19 protein-coding genes are annotated in these 21,154 nt (G+C 53.7%); 4 read left to right on the top strand and 15 right to left on the bottom strand.

Annotated features, from left to right (window positions below; all coding sequences use genetic code 11):
• Positions 1 to 138 precede the first annotated feature (138 nt).
• Positions 139 to 2,445, bottom strand: coding sequence for an FdhF/YdeP family oxidoreductase (locus tag J1778_RS12315; RefSeq protein WP_217173404.1), 2,307 nt, complete (start codon positions 2,443 to 2,445; stop codon positions 139 to 141).
• 459 nt (positions 2,446 to 2,904) lie between these two features.
• On the opposite strand from J1778_RS12315, the gene J1778_RS12320 reads away from it, so the two are divergent.
• Entirely contained in the window at positions 2,905 to 4,074 is a 1,170-nt protein-coding gene (locus J1778_RS12320) for a serine hydrolase (RefSeq protein ID WP_217173405.1), read from the top strand.
• A gap of 175 nt (positions 4,075 to 4,249) precedes the next feature.
• On the opposite strand, the gene J1778_RS12325 is transcribed toward J1778_RS12320, so the two are convergent.
• The 5 genes from J1778_RS12325 to J1778_RS12345 all read right to left on the bottom strand — a co-directional run bounded on the left by J1778_RS12325 (position 4,250) and on the right by J1778_RS12345 (position 7,800).
• A complete protein-coding gene (locus tag J1778_RS12325) occupies positions 4,250 to 4,477 on the bottom strand; it encodes a hypothetical protein (protein ID WP_015697366.1) in 228 nt (75 codons plus the stop codon).
• Between the two features lie 221 nt (positions 4,478 to 4,698).
• On the bottom strand, positions 4,699 to 5,637 hold the full coding sequence (locus J1778_RS12330) for an ABC transporter substrate-binding protein (protein ID WP_217173406.1): 939 nt from the start codon (positions 5,635 to 5,637) through the stop codon (positions 4,699 to 4,701).
• A 9-nt stretch (positions 5,638 to 5,646) separates the two neighbouring features.
• Positions 5,647 to 6,744, bottom strand: a complete 1,098-nt coding sequence (locus tag J1778_RS12335) for an LLM class flavin-dependent oxidoreductase (RefSeq protein WP_217173407.1) — start codon at positions 6,742 to 6,744, stop codon at positions 5,647 to 5,649.
• Positions 6,745 to 7,034: 290 nt separating this feature from the next.
• Entirely contained in the window at positions 7,035 to 7,328 is a 294-nt protein-coding gene (locus J1778_RS12340) for a DUF1161 domain-containing protein (protein WP_120134343.1), read from the bottom strand.
• Between the two features lie 103 nt (positions 7,329 to 7,431).
• Complete coding sequence (locus J1778_RS12345; RefSeq protein WP_217173408.1) at positions 7,432 to 7,800, bottom strand: DUF1283 family protein; 369 nt, start codon at positions 7,798 to 7,800, stop codon at positions 7,432 to 7,434.
• A 132-nt stretch (positions 7,801 to 7,932) separates the two neighbouring features.
• Between J1778_RS12345 and J1778_RS12350 the strand changes: the two genes are divergently transcribed.
• Positions 7,933 to 8,259 carry a YnfA family protein gene (locus tag J1778_RS12350; RefSeq protein ID WP_217173409.1) on the top strand — a complete coding sequence of 109 codons (327 nt, stop codon included), beginning with the start codon at positions 7,933 to 7,935 and terminating at the stop codon, positions 8,257 to 8,259.
• A 4-nt stretch (positions 8,260 to 8,263) separates the two neighbouring features.
• Here J1778_RS12350 and J1778_RS12355 read toward each other — a convergent pair whose 3' ends face one another.
• The gene (locus tag J1778_RS12355) at positions 8,264 to 9,169 is read right to left on the bottom strand and encodes a LysR family transcriptional regulator (protein ID WP_217173410.1); all 906 of its coding nucleotides are present in this window, start codon (positions 9,167 to 9,169) and stop codon (positions 8,264 to 8,266) included.
• A 310-nt stretch (positions 9,170 to 9,479) separates the two neighbouring features.
• Between J1778_RS12355 and J1778_RS12360 the strand changes: the two genes are divergently transcribed.
• Complete coding sequence (locus J1778_RS12360) at positions 9,480 to 10,775, top strand: NCS2 family permease (protein ID WP_217173411.1); 1,296 nt, start codon at positions 9,480 to 9,482, stop codon at positions 10,773 to 10,775.
• A 132-nt stretch (positions 10,776 to 10,907) separates the two neighbouring features.
• On the opposite strand, the gene ydfG is transcribed toward J1778_RS12360, so the two are convergent.
• The 8 genes from ydfG to J1778_RS12400 form a co-directional block, all read right to left on the bottom strand.
• Entirely contained in the window at positions 10,908 to 11,657 is a 750-nt protein-coding gene (gene ydfG, locus J1778_RS12365) for a bifunctional NADP-dependent 3-hydroxy acid dehydrogenase/3-hydroxypropionate dehydrogenase YdfG (protein WP_217173412.1), read from the bottom strand.
• A 125-nt stretch (positions 11,658 to 11,782) separates the two neighbouring features.
• Positions 11,783 to 12,838 carry an aldo/keto reductase gene (locus tag J1778_RS12370; protein WP_217173413.1) on the bottom strand — a complete coding sequence of 352 codons (1,056 nt, stop codon included), beginning with the start codon at positions 12,836 to 12,838 and terminating at the stop codon, positions 11,783 to 11,785.
• 47 nt (positions 12,839 to 12,885) lie between these two features.
• The gene (locus J1778_RS12375; RefSeq protein ID WP_238484683.1) at positions 12,886 to 14,331 is read right to left on the bottom strand and encodes an MFS transporter; all 1,446 of its coding nucleotides are present in this window, start codon (positions 14,329 to 14,331) and stop codon (positions 12,886 to 12,888) included.
• Between the two features lie 110 nt (positions 14,332 to 14,441).
• The gene (locus tag J1778_RS12380) at positions 14,442 to 15,530 is read right to left on the bottom strand and encodes an ABC transporter ATP-binding protein (RefSeq protein WP_217173415.1); all 1,089 of its coding nucleotides are present in this window, start codon (positions 15,528 to 15,530) and stop codon (positions 14,442 to 14,444) included.
• Complete coding sequence (locus J1778_RS12385) at positions 15,531 to 16,484, bottom strand: carbohydrate kinase family protein (RefSeq protein WP_217173416.1); 954 nt, start codon at positions 16,482 to 16,484, stop codon at positions 15,531 to 15,533.
• A 26-nt stretch (positions 16,485 to 16,510) separates the two neighbouring features.
• Entirely contained in the window at positions 16,511 to 17,350 is an 840-nt protein-coding gene (locus tag J1778_RS12390) for a carbohydrate ABC transporter permease (RefSeq protein WP_217173417.1), read from the bottom strand.
• Complete coding sequence (locus J1778_RS12395) at positions 17,347 to 18,249, bottom strand: carbohydrate ABC transporter permease (RefSeq protein ID WP_217173418.1); 903 nt, start codon at positions 18,247 to 18,249, stop codon at positions 17,347 to 17,349. Before J1778_RS12395 ends, J1778_RS12390 begins: the two co-directional genes overlap by 4 nt.
• Before the next feature lie 73 nt (positions 18,250 to 18,322).
• Positions 18,323 to 19,573 (bottom strand): extracellular solute-binding protein, encoded by a 1,251-nt coding sequence (locus J1778_RS12400; protein WP_217173419.1) that lies wholly within the window; start codon positions 19,571 to 19,573, stop codon positions 18,323 to 18,325.
• Between the two features lie 304 nt (positions 19,574 to 19,877).
• Between J1778_RS12400 and J1778_RS12405 the strand changes: the two genes are divergently transcribed.
• Positions 19,878 to 21,050: an ROK family transcriptional regulator gene (locus tag J1778_RS12405; protein ID WP_217173474.1), complete on the top strand. Its 1,173-nt coding sequence runs from the start codon at positions 19,878 to 19,880 to the stop codon at positions 21,048 to 21,050.
• Positions 21,051 to 21,154: the final 104 nt, after the last annotated feature.

The raw sequence follows: 21,154 nt of genomic DNA on the forward strand, positions 1-21,154 counted from the left end.
AATTGGGGGTTAATGTGGCTCGATTAGCGGCAGACAGTTTTACGCGATCTGGTCCCTTCGGGCAAGCGGCATCTACCCCTTTCGCCTCATAACCCTGAAGCGAAAGGGGAGATTTGCGCGAGGGCGCGCAAGTCCGACTTATGCAATACGTTGCAGGTCGACTTTTTGCTCGCAGCGACGGATAGTGACCGGCACGGCTTTGGAGGTCGGGGTATGGGTCTGGTCACCAAAACTGGACATTGGCACCAGCGGATTGGTTTCCGGATAATAAGCCGCCAGATTACCGCGCGGAATGTCGTAGCTGACCAGTTTGAAACCGGTCACTTTACGCTCGATGCCGTCGTTCCACAGCGTTTCTATTTCCACCAGTTCGCCGTCTTTCAGGCCGAGATCAGCCAGATCCTGCGGGTGAATAAACAGCACTTCGCGCTGGCCGTAAACGCCACGGTAACGGTCGTCAAGGCCGTAAATTGTGGTGTTGTACTGGTCGTGTGAACGCAAAGTTTGCAGGGTGAACGGCGCATTCTGGTCGCCCATCGGGATCAGCACGTCCGGCAGTGGGGCCGCGCTGAAATTCGCCTTGCCGCTGAGCGTGTTGAAATTCAGTTCCGCTGCAGCATTGCCCAAATAGAAGCCGCCTTTAATATCGCAGCGTGCATTGAAATCTTTAAAGCCTGGAATGGTCGCTTCGATGTGGTCGCGGATCAGATTGTAATCGTCAGCCAGCGCCATCCAGTCGAGGTATTTATCACCGAGAACGGCATTGGCGATACCGCAGACAATCGCGGTTTCGGAACGCTGTTCTTTCGATAACGGAATGCCGACACCTTCAGACGCATGCACCATGCTGAAGGAGTCTTCAACGGTGATGAACTGCGAACCGGTGGCCTGCATATCCAGTTCGGTACGGCCCAGTGTTGGCAGGATCAGCGCTTCTTTGCCCGGCGTCAGATGAGAGCGGTTGAGTTTGGTGCTGATTTGCACAGACAACTCAAGATTACTCAGCGCCCGTTCGGTACGCGGTGTATCCGGTGCCGCGGCCGCCAGATTTCCGCCGAGACAGATCAGAACTTTGGCTTCTTTACGCAGCATCGCTTCCAGCGCTTCAACGGTGTTATGGCCCGGCACGCGCGGTGGGGTGAATTTGAAGTGGCTTTCCATCGCATCGAGCAACGCTTTTGGTGCTTTTTCATCAATGCCCATGGTGCGGTTGCCCTGCACGTTACTGTGGCCGCGAACCGGACACAAACCGGCACCCGGTTTACCGAGCTGACCAAACAGCAGTTGCAGGTTAGTGATTTCACGCACGGTCGGAACGGAGTGTTTATGCTGCGTTATGCCCATCGCCCAGGTACAAATCACGCGTTCGGCGTTCATATAAATAGACGCTGCTTCACGCAGATCCTGTTCGCTCAGACCCGACTGTTCAGTGATTTTTTCCCAGCTGGTGGCATCCACCACGGCCAGATACTCATCCACGCCAACGCTGTTTGCAGCAATAAAGTCTTCATCGAAAAGGGAAGGCTGGCCGGAGGCGATGCGCTCGCGGTGAGTCTGCAACAGCGCTTTCACGATACCGCGCACGGCCGCCATATCGCCGCCAAGATTTGGCTGATAATACGCCGCACTGATGCGACCGGCTTTCGGTGTAACCACTTCCAGCGGTTTTTGCGGGTCGGCAAAACGTTCCAGACCACGTTCACGCAGGGTGTTAAAACTCACCACTTTTGCGCCACGGTCAGACGCATGGCGCAGGCTGTGAAGCATACGCGGATGGTTGGTGCCCGGGTTCTGACCAAAGACGAAAATGGCATCGGCTTTTTCAAAATCATCCAGACGGATGGTGCCTTTACCGACGCCGATACTTTGCTTCAGGCCGACACCGCTGGCTTCGTGACACATGTTCGAGCAGTCAGGGAAATTGTTGGTACCGAACATCCGGCCGAAGACCTGATACAGATATGAAGCTTCATTACTGGCGCGCCCGGAGGTGTAGAAATCTGCCTGATCCGGGCTTTCCAGACCTTTAAGATGACTGGCGATCAGCGCGAAAGCCGCGTCCCAGCTGACAGGTTCGTAATGATCAGTTTCGCGGTTATAACGCATCGGGTGAGTCAGGCGCCCCTGGTATTCCAGGAAATAATCGCTTTGTTCGCGCAGTTTGCTCACGCTGTGTTGGGCGAAGAATTCAGGCTCAACGGCTTTACGGGTGGCTTCCCAGCTGACGGCTTTCGCGCCGTTTTCACAGAAACTGAAGGTGCTGTGGTTGTCATCGCCCCAGGCACAGCCCGGACAGTCAAATCCGCGACCTTTGTTAACACGCATCAGGTTACGCAGGTTAGACAGAACTTTTTTACTGTCGAAGACGAAACGGGTGGTTGATTCCAGTGCGCCCCAGCCGCCGGCAGCGCCGTGGTAGGGTTTGATCTCAGTTTTGAATTTCATAATTATGCTTCGCAGGTGATTTTTGTCTGATTTTAAACAGCCGTAACGATGAATTGTTAACCGGAATGTTAATTTTATGTCACAAGTTTAGGAGGGGTATGCGCTCCCGTCTAATCGAATGCCATGATGGTGTGATAGAAGCGCTCTATCGCAGGAAAATATCGGGGAATAACGCAAATAGCGTTTAAAAATCAGGGATGGGAGCGCAATGCCAATCAGTTTGAAAACAGCGGGTTGTGATAATGAAAGCTAATGACCTCGCAGGATGTGGTTTTCGGCTGAAATTAACACAAGTTGTAACAGTATCGTTTCATTATGAAATGCTTAGCAAAAGACTAAGGGTTTTTCTGCGAGGGGTTTTAGTGCAACCTATGCCGCAGATTTTTAATCCATAGGTTTTTTGTATAGAGTGCGGCTCAGTTTATGCCCCGACTCTGTAGCGCGTTTAAGGAAGATTCAGTGAAACGTAGTGTAATTAGTGTCTTATCTTGTGTATTGATGTTCTCCGCAGGCAGTGCGAAAGCTATCGCACCACTGGATTTCCCTGTTGTTCCGCCGAGTATTGATGCGGCTTCTTTTGTGCTGATGGATTATGCCAGTGGTGATGTGCTGGCTGCCGGTAACCCGGATGACCGCCGCAATCCGGCCAGCCTGACCAAACTGATGACAGGTTATGTCATTGACCGCGCACTGGATCATAAAAAAATCACCATGGACGATGTGGTCACGGTACCTCAGGAAGCCTGGGTTGCCGGTAACAAGAGTCTGGAAGGTTCTTCGCTGATGTTCCTTAAACCGGGTGACCGCGTGAGCGTGCGTGATTTGATCCGCGGCATCATCATCACGTCCGGTAACGATGCCTGTGTGGCGATGGCCGATTATGTCGCAGGCAGTCAGGACTCATTCGTTGGCATGATGAATCAGTACGTCACCAGCCTTGGCCTGACGAACACCCATTTCGAAACCGTACATGGTCTGGATGCACCGGGTCAGTACACCACATCTTATGACCTCGCGAAGCTGTCACGTGCCATTATCGGCGGTGAGCCTGAGGAATATCGCATGTACGCTGAGAAATCACTGACATACGACAACATCACTCAGCAAAACCGTAACGGCCTGCTGTGGGATAAAAATCTGCAGGTGGATGGCCTGAAAACCGGTCACACCGAAAGTGCCGGTTTCAACATCATTGCCTCTGCAACGCAGGGTGATCGTCGTCTGATCGCAGTCGTTATGGGCGGTAAAAGCTCAAAAGGGCGCGAAGAACAGGCGCGTAAACTGCTGACCTGGGGTTTCCGCGAATACACCAGCAAACAGATTTTCAAAGCGGGTCAGACCGTTTCGGATGAGCACGTCTGGTTTGGTGCGACTCCTCAGGTGAAAGTCGGTTCACAGAGTGATGTGTTTATCAGCGTACCGCAGGCCGATGCCGATAAACTGAAAGCGCAGTATGTGCTGACCAATCCGCAGATTGACGCGCCACTGAAAAAAGGTCAGGAGCTCGGCAACATTAATATCGTAGATAACGGCAAAGTCATCAAAACCGTGCCGCTGGTGGCACTGGAAGATGTCGCAGAAGGCGGGATCATCAGCCGTGCGATTGATTACGTGAAACTGAAAATCTGATTCGATTTTCTGAACGTAAAAGGCGCCGCTTCGGCGCCTTTTTTGTCCCTGAGATTCACATCAAACTTCCCGGCCTGAAAATCGGGGATTGTCACAAATGATTGTTAACAAGGTGTAATTGGTTTTGAAATCACCGGGCAAATGGCTCACATCCACCCGGTGATTGTGCAAGATTTCAGAATACTTTGGAGGAGAAGTCGGTTTTCACTTCGCTTTCGATGTAGGTATTTAAGCCCCATCCTGCACGGGCCAGTTCCTTCATCTTCTCAAGATGTTCAGGGCCGGGGTGGCGGATGTCGTAAAGATAAACGTGGTTATTCTTGAAACGGACTTTGATCGAATTGGCATCAATCTGGAAGCTGACAACCTGTGAATCACCGCTTTTGTTGGCGTAATTTTCCATGCTGTATCCTGTTAGCTAAGCCTGATTTCGGGCGACGTCTACTATTAACCACGTCCGGCATTTGGTTACAGGGTGATAGTTCACACTATCAGCATGTTAACTTCAGTCCGTTAACTTCATCTTATTAACGACAAGGTTGATTAGCGTAATGAAGGTGGGCAGGTTTTGTCGTGAAGAAAACAGGCACCTGCTGAACGCCGGTGCCGTGATTTCAAAGGCAGTTATTTTAGCAGGAACGAATGGTCAAACGTGCCGGTGACATTCAGGGCGACAGGGAGTAATCCCTGAGCATGATAGAAATCAGCCGTTTGCTGTTGCTGCGTTTCCGTCGCGGCATCAATCGGTTGCCAGTAGGATTTACGACGCTCAAACCCCAGTTTCGCCGCGTCCAGCGGGAAGCCGATGATTTTCGCCAGTTTCTCACTGTACGCATCCAGATTTTTATATGCCCAGACTTGTGCATCGCTCAGACGTTGCAGGTAGTCGGCAATCGCCTCACGTTTGGCTTTATCCTTAAGCGCGGTGTCTGTTGCTGCCAGGAAACTGTTGCCCGACCATAAACCCCGGCCATTCACCAGAACCCGCAGATGATCCTGTGTTTCGGCGAAGGCGGTGTAAGGTTCCCAGGTTGCCCAGACATCCACGGAACCCTGGGTCAGCGCCAGTTTGGCATCGCTCGGCGGCAGAAAACGGAAGGTCACGTCTTTGGCCGACAGTCCGGCAGACGCCAGCGCTTTTAGCGCCACAAAATGTCCAATGGAACCGCGATTTGTGGCAATGCTTTTACCTTTTAAATCCGCTGCGCTTTTAATCGGGCTGTCCGGTTTTACCAGCAGCGCGGTGCCATAGGCGTCCGATTTATCCACGGCAATCGCTTTCACTTGCGCGCCTGCGGCTTCGGCAAATAACAAGGGCGCATCACCGATAATACCGACATCTACCGCCTGCGCATTCAGCGCTTCGGCCAGTGGCGCGGCGGCAGGGAATTCTGACCACTCAATTTTGTACGGCAAATTATCCAGCTTATTGGCTGCCTCCAGTTGCGCCCGCATATTGCCTTTCTGGTCGGCTACCCGCAGGGTGATTTGTCCGGCATTGACTGCCAAGGCGCTGCCAATCAGCGAAACCAGCAACAGAAGATTTTTCACATTCACTCGCATCAGGGTTCCTTATACCAGCGTGGTTGCGGTGGTTTTATTCAGTGCCTGACGCGCAGCGATTTTCTGTTTCGTCAGCGGGATCAGACTCTTGCCGTACTCGACGGCGTCGTTGAGTGGGTCAAAACCGCGGATCAGAAAAGTGGTGATCCCCAGATCGTAATATTTCAGCAGGGCATCGGAGACTTGTTCCGGCGTGCCGACCAGCGCTGTTGAGTTAGAACCACCGCCAATCAGTCCGGCAATGCCGGTCCACAGGCAGGAATCCAGACGGTCGCCTTGTGCAACGGCCTTCAGTAAACGCTGCGCGCCGACACTTTGCGGTTTAGCCGCCAGCGCCTGACCTTTTTCAGCCTGCTGCGCGGTGGCTTTCGCGAGGATTTCGTCGGCTTTGGCCCAGGCTTCTTCTTCGGTTTTACCGAGGATCGGGCGGAAGGAAATACTGAAATCGACCTCCCGCTGATGTTTTGCCGCAGACGCTTTCACTGCTGCGACCGTTTCCGCCGCACTTTCCAGCGGCTCCCCCCACAGCGCGAACACGTCTGCCTGTTTTCCGGCAACGCGAATGGCGTCATCAGAAGATCCGCCAAAAAATACCGGCAGCTTTTTCTGATATGGCTTAATGGCGGAGAAAGCGTTTTCTGCCTGATAAAACTCACCCTGATGATCAAAGCCCGTTTCCGAGTACCAGCTCTGTTTCAGCACATCGATATATTCGTCCGTGCGCTGATAGCGACCAGATTTCGGCTTGAAATCGCCGTCACGACGCTGTTCTGCGTCACTGCCGCCGCTGATGATATGCACGGCGACGCGTCCTTCCAGCAGGTGATCCAGCGTGGCAAGTTTGCGCGCTGCCAGTGTCGGGGCGACAAAGCCCGGACGATGCGCCAGCAGAAAATGGATACGGGAAGTGCTGGCACCGGCGTGCGCCGTGACCAGAAAGGCGTCAGGCTGATCGGAGGCGTAAGCCACCAGAATACGGTCAAAACCCGCATCTTCATGGGCTCTGGCGAAATCGGCGATGTATTTTTTATCGAAAATCGGACCGGTCGGCGGGATGATTTCAGAAGCCAGACGATGGCCGATCATACCGATAAATTGCACGCTCATAAGCTGTCACTCCTCAGATGAGGCCAGCGAATGAAAGTCTGCGCTGGCAGGAGGTATCACCTTAAACGGCAACTTACTATGTGAGAAATTCATTATCTTCATAAGCTAATATGAAAATTGTGCATTACAGGATGCGGGCAAATAAAGGGGTATTACTGAGCGCGACAGGCCGGGTGAATTATATGCGGGTGAATTATTTGCTAGTGAATAATTTGCGAGTGAATTATGTAAAGGGGGCAGGGATGAACCCTCCCTCTGAACGAGGAAGGGTGTGGAGCAAAACTACGACGTTACTGCGAGTCCTGGCTTGTGCCGGTTTTCGGGCTGGCAGCCGAGCTGTCTCCCGCATCCGCAGTTTTGGTATAAACAATCTTCTGGCTGTCATTTCCACAATGACCGACGACCTGGCCACCGCTCTGGTCAGCCTGATCGTTAGGAACGATATCAAGTTTGAACCCGGATTCAGGCAAACCGTTTGCTACAATTTTTTGGGTAATGTCTGCTTTGACGCTTTCACAGGATGCCTGTGCCATCAGAGGTGCAAGCATCACGACAGCGAGACCAGCTAAGAGTGTCTTTTTCATCATTCATTCCTTTTATGAGAACCGCAGTATCAATAAGTCTAGCAGATATGCAGGGGCGGTAAGATTTACTGCCCCAGTGGAGAGACAATCTGGCAGGAAATGATTACGGCGCCATCAGCTGACGGCCTGTGCGGCGGTCGAGACAGCGTTCAGTGTTCGGTTCCCAGTACGCATTAATGTTCTGGCTGGCTTCACACTTATCGCGCAGATCTATGGAGTTGTCATATTTGGAGAAGTCCTTCTCATTACGCTGATTTTTCATCGCGCGCAGACGCTGGGTTTCATCCCACTGTTCTTTGCTCTGACGTGCTTCTTCGTTGGTCATGGCATCATTGCCGGTACCGCCAAAGACACAGGTTCCGCCCGCACAGTTGGTGGCAGCTTGCACAGGAACCTGCCAGCCAGCGGTCATGGCCAGCAAAGCAACAGGAAGCATGGCGCGCGTCAGTCGGGTTATAAACGTTGTATTCATTAGCTAATCCTTTTAATTTACACATCGCTCAGGCGAATCTATGAATTATAACACCCGCCTGAATGGCGTCACCCTTTGCCTGTAAACTGGTTGATATGTTATTGAAGTCCGCACTGTAAACCTGGCTCAACTATGCTCAAAACATCTTTACTCTTCTTTGCCACAGCGCTGGCGGAAATCATCGGCTGCTTTTTACCTTATCTCTGGCTGCGCAAAGGCGGCAGTATATTGCTGCTGCTTCCGGCGGCTCTCAGTCTGGCGGCGTTTGTCTGGTTGCTGACCCTGCATCCGGCGGCGAGCGGCAGGGTATACGCGGCTTACGGCGGCGTGTATGTCATGACCGCAATGTTATGGCTGCGGTTTGTCGATGGCGTGAAACTCAGCACCCCCGACTGGCTGGGCGCGTGCGTTGCACTGGCGGGGATGCTGATTATTATTTCAGGCTGGAAAGCCTCATAAGCGATTACTGCGATAATCTTTCCATCAGCACAATGACTTTCTGAATCACGATTTGCGCAGCACGGGACAGCTGACGGCGTGGCGCAACGCACAGAGCCAGTGTCAGCGGTTTGGCCGTTCGCCCCTGCAACGGCACAAAGGCCAGCCGCTTTTCCTGTAAGTCAGGCAAAACATCCAGCAGACTGAGCACGCCAACACCGGCGCCTTTACGAATAAGTTCGCGCATCATGCGCACGTCATTGCAGACGATCGACGGTGTTTCCAGCAACTGATAACGGTTGTACAGCAATCTGGCGCGGGCATTCACCATCAGCGGTTCCGAGGGAATGATCTGCCGGTAGGAGGCGATATCGCTGAAAGACAGCGATTCCTGCTGTGAAAGTTCGTGTCCGACCGGCATGGCAATGCCAATGGGTAATTCCGCGAAAGCCCGCACTTCCAGCCCGGTATGCTCAACCGGATCCAGCAACAATCCGAAATCGACCTCTGCCGAGCTGACCTGTTCGCTGATATTCCGGCTGTCTTCTATCCGGATATCAAAGGTCAGGTAAGGATGTTCTGCGCCCACTTCCGCAATCAGTTCTGCCACCATTCCCTCGCTGAGTGCTGCGATCATAGAAATAGTGACGTGTCCGCGACGCAATCCCTGGATCTCATCGAAGCGTTCCTTTGTACGGGAAAACTCTTTTCGCCAGCGGCGGATGTCATCAAACAAAATTTCGCCCGCTGAGGTCAGTTTCAGGCCGGTGGGCAGGCGTTCGAATAACGGGGTTTCCAGCGTCTGTTCGGCCTGCAATATCTGCCGGTTAATGGCTGAGGCGGAGACATGCAGCGCTTCCGCCGCTTTGCGCAAACTTCCTGTTCGGGCGACTTCGGTAAAATATTGCGAAAAACGGGAGAATGGAGACATGGGTGTACTAATTTATGCAGTGAATAAGTGAGATATCTATTATGGACTGCATCACTCATTTTTCCTAGATTGTGCGATGCCCCTTTGTAAAACAACCACCTCAGGTTGTTTTACAGTCAAAACGGGCAAATGACAGGGTTCGTCAAAACACGTTTTAGCTCGTGTGCCGCAATCAGTGATGGAAAGCGGGGCGAACGGTGGCATTTGCACTGCTGGCACATGATCGTGTTTTGAAAAACAACACTAATAACAAGCGTGCATGTTTGAAAACCAGACTCAACGTGATCATGCGACCAAGAGATACCTTCTCATGTTAGAAAAACTATTTAAGTTAAAAGCTCACCGTACTAACGTGCGGACTGAGATTGTGGCAGGACTGACTACATTTTTAGCAATGGCCTATATTCTGTTTGTTAACCCGTCTATTTTGGGCGCGACGGGGATGGATAAAGGCTCGGTCTTTGTGGCAACTTGTCTTGCTGCCGCAATCGGTTCCGCACTGATGGGCTTTATTGCCAACTACCCGATCGCCCTGGCGCCGGGTATGGGTTTAAACGCCTTCTTCACCTATACCGTCGTGCTGCACATGGGTTACACCTGGCAGATCGCGCTGGGTGCTGTTTTCCTTTCAGCCTGTATTTTCTTCGCGTTATCCATCTTTAAAATCCGCGAATGGATTATCCGCAGTATTCCTTTGCCATTGCGCTCGGCGATTGCGGCAGGTATTGGTTTATTCCTGGCGCTGATTGCGCTGGAAAACGCCGGTATCGTCGTGGCTAACCCGGCAACGCTGGTGGGCCTGGGTGATCTGACCAAGCCTGGCCCGTTGTTTGCTATGCTCGGCTTCATTCTGATCGTGGTGCTGGAAGCGCGTAAAATCACTGGCGCGGTACTGATCGGCGTGCTGGCCGTGACCGTGCTGGCTATCGCTTTGGGTTACTCGCCGTTTGGCGGCGTGATGTCTCTGCCTCCGTCGATTGCGCCAACCTTTATGCAACTGGACATCAAGGGCGCATTCAACGTTTCGCTGATTAGCGTGGTGTTCGCGTTTCTGTTCGTGGATGTGTTCGACAACTCAGGCACCCTGATTGGCGTGACCAAACGTGCAGGGCTGGCGGATGAAGACGGCAATATCCCGAAAATGGGCCGTGCGCTGGTGGCTGACAGCGCCGCTGCGTTGTTCGGTTCTCTGCTGGGGACGTCGACAACCACCAGTTATATCGAATCTGCTGCGGGTGTGAGTGCCGGCGGACGTACCGGTCTGACCGCGATTGTGGTCGCGATCCTGTTCCTGCTGAGCCTGTTCTTTGCGCCGCTGGCGGGCAGTGTTCCGGCATTCGCAACTGCACCAGCGCTGCTGTTCATCGCGGTTCTGATGACCTCAGGTCTGGCAGAAATCGACTGGAAAGACATCACGGTTGCCGCTCCGGTGACCGTGACTGCGCTGACCATGCCATTTACCTACTCTATTGCTAACGGTATCGCGTTTGGTTTCATCACCTGGACGCTGGCAAAACTGCTGACCGGCCGTGCACGTGAACTCAATGCAGCGCTGGTTGTGCTGTCCATTCTGTTCGTGATTAAACTGGGCTGGCTGAGCGCCTAATACGCATTCAGTTATCAGAAAGGCGCGGGCACGTTTGCCGCGCCTTTTTTGTTAGCCTGAGAAAATACAGGAAATAAAACAGGTAATAAAAAAGCAGCCGAAGCTGCTTTTGTTGTAAATCAGCAAGCACTATCACGCTTCGCGATGAACCTGCAAACCGGCGAGCGACTGGCTGACAGGCATCATTTCGATGCTGTTGATGTTGACGTGCGCAGGCAGGGTTGAAACCCAGAAAACGGATTCTGCGATATCCACAGCGGTCAGCGGGTTGGTATTGTCGTAGGTTTTGCTGACTTTCTCGTCATCGCCTTTAAAGCGCACATTCGAGAATTCTGTTCCGCCGCACAGGCCCGGTTCGATGTTGGTGACGCGAACATGGGTGCCGTGCAGATCGGAGCGCAGATTCAGGCTGAACTGACGGACGAACGCTTTGGTCGCGCCGTAAACGTTCCCGCCAGCATAAGGCCAGTTACCTGCGGTAGAACCGATGTTAATTACATGACCAATATCACGCTCAACCATGCCCGGCAGAACCGCGCGGGTCATGTACACCAGACCTTTAGTGTTGGTGTCGATCATCTTGTCCCAGTCTTCCAGCGACGCTTTATCGGCTTTTTCCAGACCCAGCGCCAGACCGGCGTTGTTCACCAGCACGTCGATGTCACGCCAGTCAGCAGGCAGGCTGTCGATGGCGTCCTGAATGGAGGCGCGGTTAGTCACGTCCAGTTCAACGGCGTAAAGTGCGTCTCCCAGCTCGGCTTTCAGGTCGTCCAGACGCTCTTTACGGCGGCCGGATGCAATCACTTTGTGGCCTTCTTTAACAAATCTACGTGCGATTTCTGCACCAAATCCGGCGGTGGCGCCGGTAACAAAAATAATCATCCCGGTAATCCTCTGTTTTAAGCAAGGTGCGCACCAGGCGCACAAAAGAAACTCTGTAAGTATTAACACAAAAATAACGAGACCGGCATCATCAACCGGTCTCAGTACGTATCATTTTGTTGCTGTTACTTCTTCAGATACGGCGCGATCAGCGATAAATCCGCCGACGAAAGACGATCGGGTGCGGTCTGCGCCTGATGCCAGTAAGGATACAACAAAGGCAATTGGCTGACTTTATTAAGTCTTTCAATTTCTTCGTTATTGAGGGTTAAATTAGCGGCGAGCAGGTTGTCCTGTAACTGTGCATCGTTACGTGCGCCGACAATGACTGACGTGACTTGCGGACGGGCAATCAGCCACGCCAGCGCAATCTGTGCCGCAGAAACACCGCGGGCTTCAGCGATGTCCACCAGCACATCGACAACATCGTACAGCGCGCTTTCATCGCGCACCGGTGGTTCGCCCCAGTCAGCCAGATGGCGTGTACCTTCAGGCGCCGCCTGATTACGGCGATATTTACCGGAAAGCAGACCGCCAGCGAGTGGACTCCACACCAGTACGCCAAGCCCCTGATCTTGCGCCACCGGCAGCAGTTCATATTCAGCTTCACGCGCCTGCAGGGTGTAATGAATCTGCTGGCTGACCGGGCGGATATAATGATTCGTCTGCGCCACGCCCAGTGTTTTCATGATGTGCCAGGCGGAAAAGTTCGACACGCCGACATAACGCACTTTGCCACTGGAAACCAGATCGTCCAGTGCGCGCAACGTCTCTTCCAGCGGCGTCAGGCCGTCCCATTCGTGCAGTTGATACAAATCCAGATAATCGGTATTCAGACGTTTCAGGCTGGCTTCACAGGCGCGCAGAATATGGTGGCGGGACGAGCCGCGATCGTTAGGGCCTTCGCCCATCGGGAAGCGGGCTTTACTGGCGACCAGCACATCGTGGCGTTTACTGCCCAGTGCCTTGCCTAAAATAACTTCTGATTCACCGCCTGAATACACGTCGGCGGTATCGAACAGATTAATTCCGGCGTCGAGACACAGACCAATCTGGCGCCGGGCGGCACCGACATCAGTTTGTCCGGTTTTGGCAAATTTACCCTGACCACCAAACGTCATGGTGCCCAGGCTGAGAACTGAAACTTTCAGACCAGAATGGCCTAACAAACGGTATTCCATGGTATTTCTCCATTTTTTGGAAACGTGATTTCAGTCTGACTGCGCCTTTATTTTTCCGGCACAGCCGGTCGGGGTACAGATTCTTTTTTACGCCGTATTTCATCGCCTGCGGTTTTATCGAGCGTCAGGCTGTCGAGCGTCCCCGCCAGAGAAAACAGACCAATGATGATAAAGGCAATGTGAAACGTGTCGATCCGCAATGTATCGCTGGCCGGTAAGAAATGTTCGGCAATGCGCAGGGAAAGCGCGCCGATAGCAATTCCGAGACCGGTAGAAAGCTGCTGTGCCGTATTGAAAAGGGTATTCGCGCCACTCATTTGCCCGGCCGGAACCTGGGAAAAAGCCAGGGTATTGAGCGCCGTGAATTGCATGGAGCGGGTCATGCCACTGGCGAATAACAGCAATAATGTCAGTGCGGTCGGGACTTGTGGCGTGAGTAACGCACAGGCAAAAATAGTCGCACAATTCAGCAGGCCGTTAACCAGCATAATCGACTTAAAACGGAAACGATGCAAAATCGCCGAGGTAAAAGGCTTCATCGCCAGATTTCCGGCGAAGACCGACAGCACCAGTAAACCGGCATCAAAAGCGCTCATGCCGTAGGCCAGCTGGAACATCAGCGGCAGCAGGAAAGGCAGGGCACCGATGGCCACGCGAAACAGCGAACCGCCATAAATTGTGACGGCGTAACTTTTTATTTTCAGCGCCACCAGCGGTAACAGCGGGTGCGCGGCACGTTTCGAATGCCTTATCGCCAGCGCGCCGGCCACGAGCGCGGCGCCTATCATGGCGAACGGTTTCCAGTCGAAAGTTCCTTCGTTGAATTTATCCAGTCCGAAGATCAGTCCGAGGCAGGCAATGCCGGTTAGTACGAAACCAGTGAGATCAAAGGGCACGCCTTTTTCGCCCGGGATCTGCGGGATAAGTCGGCGGGCAAACAGCAGCGCGACAACACCCAGCGGAACATTGAGGATAAAAATCCAGTGCCAGGAAGCGTAAGTGGTGATGAAACCGCCGAGCGGTGGCCCGAGGATCGGCGCGACAAGTCCCGGCCAGGTGATGGTGGCGATAGCGCGGATAAGATCCGATTTTTGAGTATTCTTCAGTACCACCAGTCGCCCGACGGGCACCATCAGCGCACCGGCGAACCCCTGCAACATGCGCGCAGCGGTAAAGGTGCCGAGACTGACGCTGGCGGAACACAGCACCGAGGCGAGGGTAAACAGGACAAGTGCCATTGAGAACACATTGCGCGTACCAAAACGGTTAGCAATCCAGCCGCTGGCAGGGATAAAAACGGTCAGCGTCAGAATATAGGCCGAAACGCCGATGTTCATATCCACCGGATGCACGCCGAAATCTTTCGCCATCTGCGGCAGTGCGGTGACAATCACCGTGGCGTCGAGGTTTTCCATAAAGAAAGCCCCGGCGACCAGCAGCGGCAACGCAGAACCCGGCGGAAGAGAGAATTTTTTGTTTGAGAAGAAGCTCATAGAAGGTAAGCGCGCTAATGAAACAGGCAAAGTCTGAGCATAGCGCATCGCCGGAAAGCGTCAATGATTAAGCGTCTCCCCCGATGCGGGAGAGACTGTGGAATCAAAACTTAAACTTCTGCCAGCCTTTCACCCGTGGCTGCGTCAAACAGATGTATGGCTTCGCTGTTAGCTTCCAGATACAACGGCTGACCGTCGCTGACGCGGGCGCGTCCGGCGAACTGCACATGCAGCGGGAAACCGCTCCAGTCGATATGCAGCAGGCTGCTTTCACCGGTGACTTCCAGCAAGCGCAAGGTGGCTGCCGGTTGTGGGCTGTGCTGCACCGGTCTGATGTCGTGCGGTCGCAGGCCGAGAGTGACCGGCTGGCCTTCGGAATGCCGTGCCTGCAATGCCCATTTTTCCGGCAGTGCGAACCACAACTGATTGCAGGTGACGCCCGGCTGCCCGTCGATATTCTGGAATACGCCGCTGAGCAGATTCATGGGCGGCGAACCGATAAACCGCGCGACAAAGGTATTCACCGGTTTGTCGTAAATGGACAGCGGATCACCCTGTTGCACGATAAAACCGTCTTTCATCACCACAATGTTATCGGCCAGCGTCATCGCCTCTATCTGATCGTGCGTCACGTACACTGTAGTGGTACGGAACTGCTGATGGAGCGATTTGATTTCTGCCCGTAATTCCATGCGCAACTGGGCATCGAGGTTGGAAAGGGGCTCATCGAACAGAAACACTTTCGGATTACGCACCAGCGCACGTCCCATTGCCACACGCTGACGCTGACCGCCGGACAAATCTTTTGGCAGACGTTTCAGCAGATGATCAATCCCCAGCACTTTCGCGGCCTGCTGCACTTTAGCCTGCTGTTCAGCCTTAGGTACCTTTTTCACCTGCATGTGAAACGCCATGTTTTCTGCAACGGTCAGATGCGGGTACAGCGCATAACTCTGGAACACCATCGCGATATCTCGATCCGCAGGGTCAAAATTATTGATCTGCTGTTTATCGAGCAGAATGTCGCCGTCAGACAGCGATTCCAGCCCCGCCAGCAGGCGCAGCAACGTGGATTTTCCGCAGCCAGACGGACCGACCAGTACGGTAAAACTTCCGTCAGGAATGGTGAGATCCAGCGGTTTGAGGACCTGCACTTTGCCATAATGTTTGGCGACTTTTACCAGTTCTACCAGAGCCATTTAGATTTTCTCCACAAGGCCAAAAAGCGATTGCCAGTCAGGATAACGGCGCGGGGAACTGCTGATCGCACAACCGGCGACGCGCACTCCCCATTGCAGCGCCGTGGCAGGCGGCAGGCCATAAATCAGCGCCGATAAAAATCCGGCATTAAAACTGTCTCCGGCACCAATGGTATCGACCACATCCACCGGTTCGGCGTGCTGATGCAACGTCAGGTTTTTCGCCCATAAACGCGCACCTCCGGGACCACATTTCGCGACGAAAAAAGCATTTTCAGGCATCTGTGCCAGCAAACTCAGCGCGGCAGAATCCAGCGTTTCAGCGTCCGCCAGCCCGAGCGTTTCCACTTCATTGAGCAGCAGCGCATCACAATACGGCAGCCATTTTGCCGCCTGTTCACGTAACGCATCGCTCCAGTCTTGTGGCGGCCAGCCGCTGTCGATGGCTACCTGATAACCCCGTTGTTTCAGCGCTGCCAGCAGTTGCGGATAGTCAGCATAAAGTGCGGTACACAACCAGGTACCGCACAGCAATACCCAGTCGCCGGATTGCGCGGTGTGCGGGATTTGTGCCAGTACGTCCTGCATGGATAAACGGACGATATGCCCCTGATTGCTGAAAAACGTCCGCTCGTGATCCGGATGCGTCACGCCAAAGGTCAGCGAGGTTTCGCAGTCATAAGTCGGCCAGAGTGCTGCGCTTTCCGGGAACATAGCCGCCAGCCAGCCGCTGAACTGGTCATTGCCCTGATTCGCGACCAGACGAAAGGGGGCTCCAAGCGCCGACAGCGCCAGCGCGCAATTTCCGGCAGAACCGCCGGGGCGCAGTGAGCTGCTTTCCAGCATCGCTTCCGTGCCTTTTTTCGGCCATTCATGCAGCGTGCTCATGATCAAATCCACGTTGATATTGCCTGCCACGTAAAGTGTGGCGCGGGTTTGCGGTCGGCTTGTCATTAATGAGGTTTCCCTGATGTTCATAATCAGCCCTTGCTGCCGCCGGCGGTTAACCCGCTGACCAGTGTTTTTTGCAGCCAGAGCGCAATAAAGAGCGGCGGAATGGCCGCAAGAATGCCAACGGCGGCAATCAGTCCGTCATCGGTAGCGCGCCCGGCAGTGAAACCAGCGATAGTCACCGGCAGTGTCTGGGCGTTGATATTGTTGGTAAACAGCAACGCGTAGAAAAATTCATCCCATGCCAGCAGCCAGCCGAACATCGCGGAAGCCCCCAGCGCCGGTTTTGCCAGCGGTAATGTGATGCGCAGCAATACCTGCCAGTAACGAAGTCCGTCGAGGCGTGAGGCCTGTTCGATATCCACCGGCAACGCGTCAAACTGGTTTTTCAGCATCCAGGTCAGGAACGGCAAAATCATCGAGCAATACACCAGGATCAGCCCGATATGCGTGTTCAGCAGGGTCAGTTTTTCCAGAATGAAGTACAGCGGCAGCACGAAGGCCACCGGCGGCACCATGTAAATTGCCAGACTACCAAACAGCCAGCCGTCGCGACCGGGATAACGGGAAAAACTGTAGGCGGCAGGAATGGCCAGCAACAGGGAAATCACCGTTGCGCCACTGGCCACCAGCAAACTGTTGCCGAGCGCGTGTAAGAACAACGCGCCTGGCTGACCGGCCTGCAATGTCAGCAGGCTGGCGTAACGGCTGAAATCCCAGTGGCGCGGCAGCCATTCAAGCGGAATACGGGTCAGATCTTCCGCCGAGCTGACGCTCATCAGGAACATCCACAACAGCGGCGCAAGAATCGAAAGCGCCAGCACCAGTGCGGCCAGATAGCGTAAAACGAGCCGGATTTTCTGTTTCATTCGGTGCTCCCTGAGCGACGCTGGCGCAATAGCATCACCATATAAATCAGAATAAGCAGGGCACAGATCAGCGTCATGAGAATGGCGTAAGCCGCACCGCTGCCTGCACGCAGATAGCTGAAAGATTCCTGATAGACAAAGAAGCTGACAGTTTTCGTGCTGTCGAGCGGGCCACCGCGGGTCATCACATAAATGATGTCGAATACTTTAAATGCGTCGATGGTGCGCAGAATAAGCGCGACGGCCAGCGGCGCGGCAATCGCCGGCAGAGTAATTTTGCGAAAACGACGGAAAGCCGATGCGCCGTCCAGCCGTGCGGCTTCGAACAAATCCTCCGGAATAGTTTGCAGCGCCGCGAGTACCAGCAGGGTGATCAGCGGATAGTTTTTCCAGATATCGGCAAACATTACTGCGTTAATGGCGGAAGACGGATCACCCAGCCAGCTGCGGTAAGTGTCAATCAGCCCGAGCTGGGAAAGCAGGGCGTTGATGCTGCCGTAATCGGGATTAAAGTTCAGCCGCCACATGGTGGCGTTGACGATAGTCGGCAGAGCCCATGGCAAGATCACCAGCACGCGCAGTGCGCTGCGCCCCCGGAATGGCTGATTCAGCAGCAGCGCCACCAGTACCCCGATAATGCCTTCGGTCATCACGGAAACTACGGTGAAATAGAGCGTGCGCCAGAGGGCGGCGCGAAAATCAGGATCCGTCAGGGCATAGATAAAATTATCGCTGCCCACCCAGTTGGGCGCAGAACCGTCACCAATCAGGCCGGCATCGGTAAAACTGAGCCACAGCGTGCGGGCGAGTGGCCAGGCAGTCAGCAGAAACATCATCAACAGCATGGGTGCCAGAAGCAGCCAGGCCTGACGGCGCTCGCGTTGGGGTAAAGTCAACATAATGAATTTCCGTGGTGTTGGTGCGCCCGTCAGGCAGGAGCCTTCGGGGCGTTGTGTTGGCTTTTAAAAAAACTTAACGTAAACGGTCAGCGGCGGTTGTTGCGGCTTCCATACCGTCTTTTGCCGGGGTTTTACCCTGCAATACCGCCTGAATGTTTTGCTGCAATATATTGGAGAGACGCGAATAATCCGCCGTCACAGGGCGAGACAACATCACGTTCAGCGAGGTTTTCGCCGCCGCGATCAGTTGTTCCTGATCTTTCTGTACTGCCGGATCTTCATAAGAAGATTTCCAGATTGGCAGGCTCAGTTTGGCGTATTTGTTTTGCACCGGTTGCGAGGTCATGTAGCTGATGTATTCCCACGCCTGATCCGGATGCGCACTGGCTTTAGCAATGCCCAGCCCCATCGAACCGTTAACGCCTGAAGCGCCGCCTGCGGTTTCACCCGGAGCCGGAATTACCCCGACGTCACCCGCGACTTTGCTCTGTTTCGGGTCGTTGGCCATGTTGTACATGTAGGTCCAGTTCAGCGCGAAAGCGGCGTCGCCGTTGGAAAATGACTTACGCACATCTTCTTCCAGATATTCGCGGGAATTCGGGTTGGTCAGCCCTTTATCCAGCGTCTCTTTCATGTAACTGATGGCTTTCATCGCGCCGGAGTTGGTGAAGTTCAGCTTGCCGTCTTTGTAGAAATCGCCTTTAAACGCGGAAACCAGCGTGGTGTAGTCGCACAGCAGCGCTTCGGACTGTGACCAGCTCCAGACCAGCGGATATTTCACGATGCCTTTTTCTTTCAGGATCTCAGATTGCTTCTCAACGTCAGCCCAGGTAGCCGGCGGGGTAGTGATCCCGGCTTTAGCCAGCATGGCTTTGTTGTAATACAGATATTTAGTATCGAGGATCCACGGCATCCCCCAGCGTTTGTCTTTGTAGGTGACGGTAGAAATCGCGCCATCAAAAATCTTGCTGCTTTCGTCGGCAGGAATACGTGCCGTTACGTCCTGCAACAGGCCGTATTTGTTGAATTCAGCGGGCCAGATGGCATCGAATAACACCACATCGTAGCCTTTGTCTCCGGCACCGCGTGCGGCAACGATTTTGTCATGCAGCGCTTCGTAGGGAACAAATTCCAGATTTACTTTGATATCCGGATGCTGCTTAGTGAAATCTGCAGTCATGGCACGGATATCCGCTTCGCTGTACGCAGCCTGGGTCATAAACAGGGCACTCAGCGTGGTTTCCGCCAGTGCATTGACAGAATATCCCAGTGTGAGAGCAGAGAGGGCGCACAGGGTGGCCGCAGGGGTAAGTCGTAGGCTCATCGTCATTCTCCGAAACAGGGTTAAGTTTATTAAATCAATTTGATTGCTTTAATAGGCTAAAAAAAATGGGATACCACTGAGGTAACCCTGCGTCCCTGCCGGATTGTGCTACTGGATCTGAAGGTGAATCTTAAAAACATTGGAAAGCGAATAGTGACTGGCGATTATTATTAACATGGCAATAACATTCAAAGCTGTGATGGCACCGTCATATTCATATTGTGTTATTTATTAAATCAATTTGATTGCTGTAATCAGTCGCCACATACTTGCCCGCAAGGTCTTCACTGTGGAGAGGCACGTGATAACAACGTCTGGCACCAATCTTGAGCACGCCCGTGCTCACAATCGTCGGGTGGTGATAGAAGCCATTCGCCTCAATGGTGAACTCACCCGTGCAGAAATTGCCCGGCTGACGTCACTGACCCCACAAACCGTTTCTAACATCGCTACCGAACTCGAGCAGGCAGGGATTTTGTCTTCCCACTTGCCGCGCCGGGCGGGAGGGCGTGGTCAACCAGCAACGCCACTGACACTCAATCCTGACAGCGCCTATTCCATCGGCATCCATCTTGATCATCAGTCGCTGCTGATTGTGCTGGTGGATCTGACCGGAACCGTCCGCTTTCGCAAACTGATCCATGTGCAGAAACCTCAGCCAGAGCCCACGCTGGCTCTTATCGATCAGGTTGTGCAAGAAATGCGCCAACAGGTGAAAATTGACTGGCGAAAAATTCTGGGTGTCGGCGTGGTGATGCCCGGACCGTTTGGCGTGGAAGGGATTTCTTCACAAGGGCCGACCACGCTGCACGGCTGGGATAATGTTGATATTGAAGCCCGTTTAAGCGCCGCGACCGGCTGGCCGGTGACGCTGGAAAACGATGCCACCGTCGCCGCCATTGGTGAGCGTTTTCACGGTGTGGCTAAGCAATTATCGTCGTTTGTGTATCTGTATATCGGCACCGGACTCGGCGCCGGCATCTTCACTGACGGGCGGATTTACACCGGTCATGCACACAATGCGGGCGAGGTCGGCCACATTGTGGTGCAACCGGGCGGGCGGGAATGCTATTGCGGCAACAAAGGTTGCCTGGAACGCTATGTTTCTTTGCAGGCGGCGTACGAAGCCTGCGGTTTGGATCCGATGTCTGCGATGCCGGAAGACCTGCTTAAAGTGGATGAAAAACTGTTTGATAAATGGCTCGATACCGCTGCTGAACCGGCGTTGCAGGCCATCAATATTATGGAATGTGTGTTTGATGCGCAGAGCGTGGTTATCGGCGGAACCATGCCTAAACCCCTGGTTGAGAAGCTGATTCAGCGTCTTACGCCACTCTACAGTTCGGTCCGCAGCCGCTATGCACAGAGCAGCCGCATCCGCCTCGGCATGTCCGGCAGTGACACGGCAGCATTGGGTGCGGCGGCACTGCCGATCTTCGACGAATTCAACCCGCAATATGAGGTGTTACTGAAGTAGAGTTTCCTCCAGCCTTAAAAACATCCGGACGGTCTGACCAGTTGGTCAGATTTGGCATAAGCTTTGCAAGTGTTCTGTTATCAATCATGAACGTGAACGTTGCA

The sequence above is a fragment of the Rahnella bonaserana genome (assembly GCF_019049675.1).
Lineage (GTDB): Bacteria > Pseudomonadota > Gammaproteobacteria > Enterobacterales > Enterobacteriaceae > Rahnella > Rahnella bonaserana.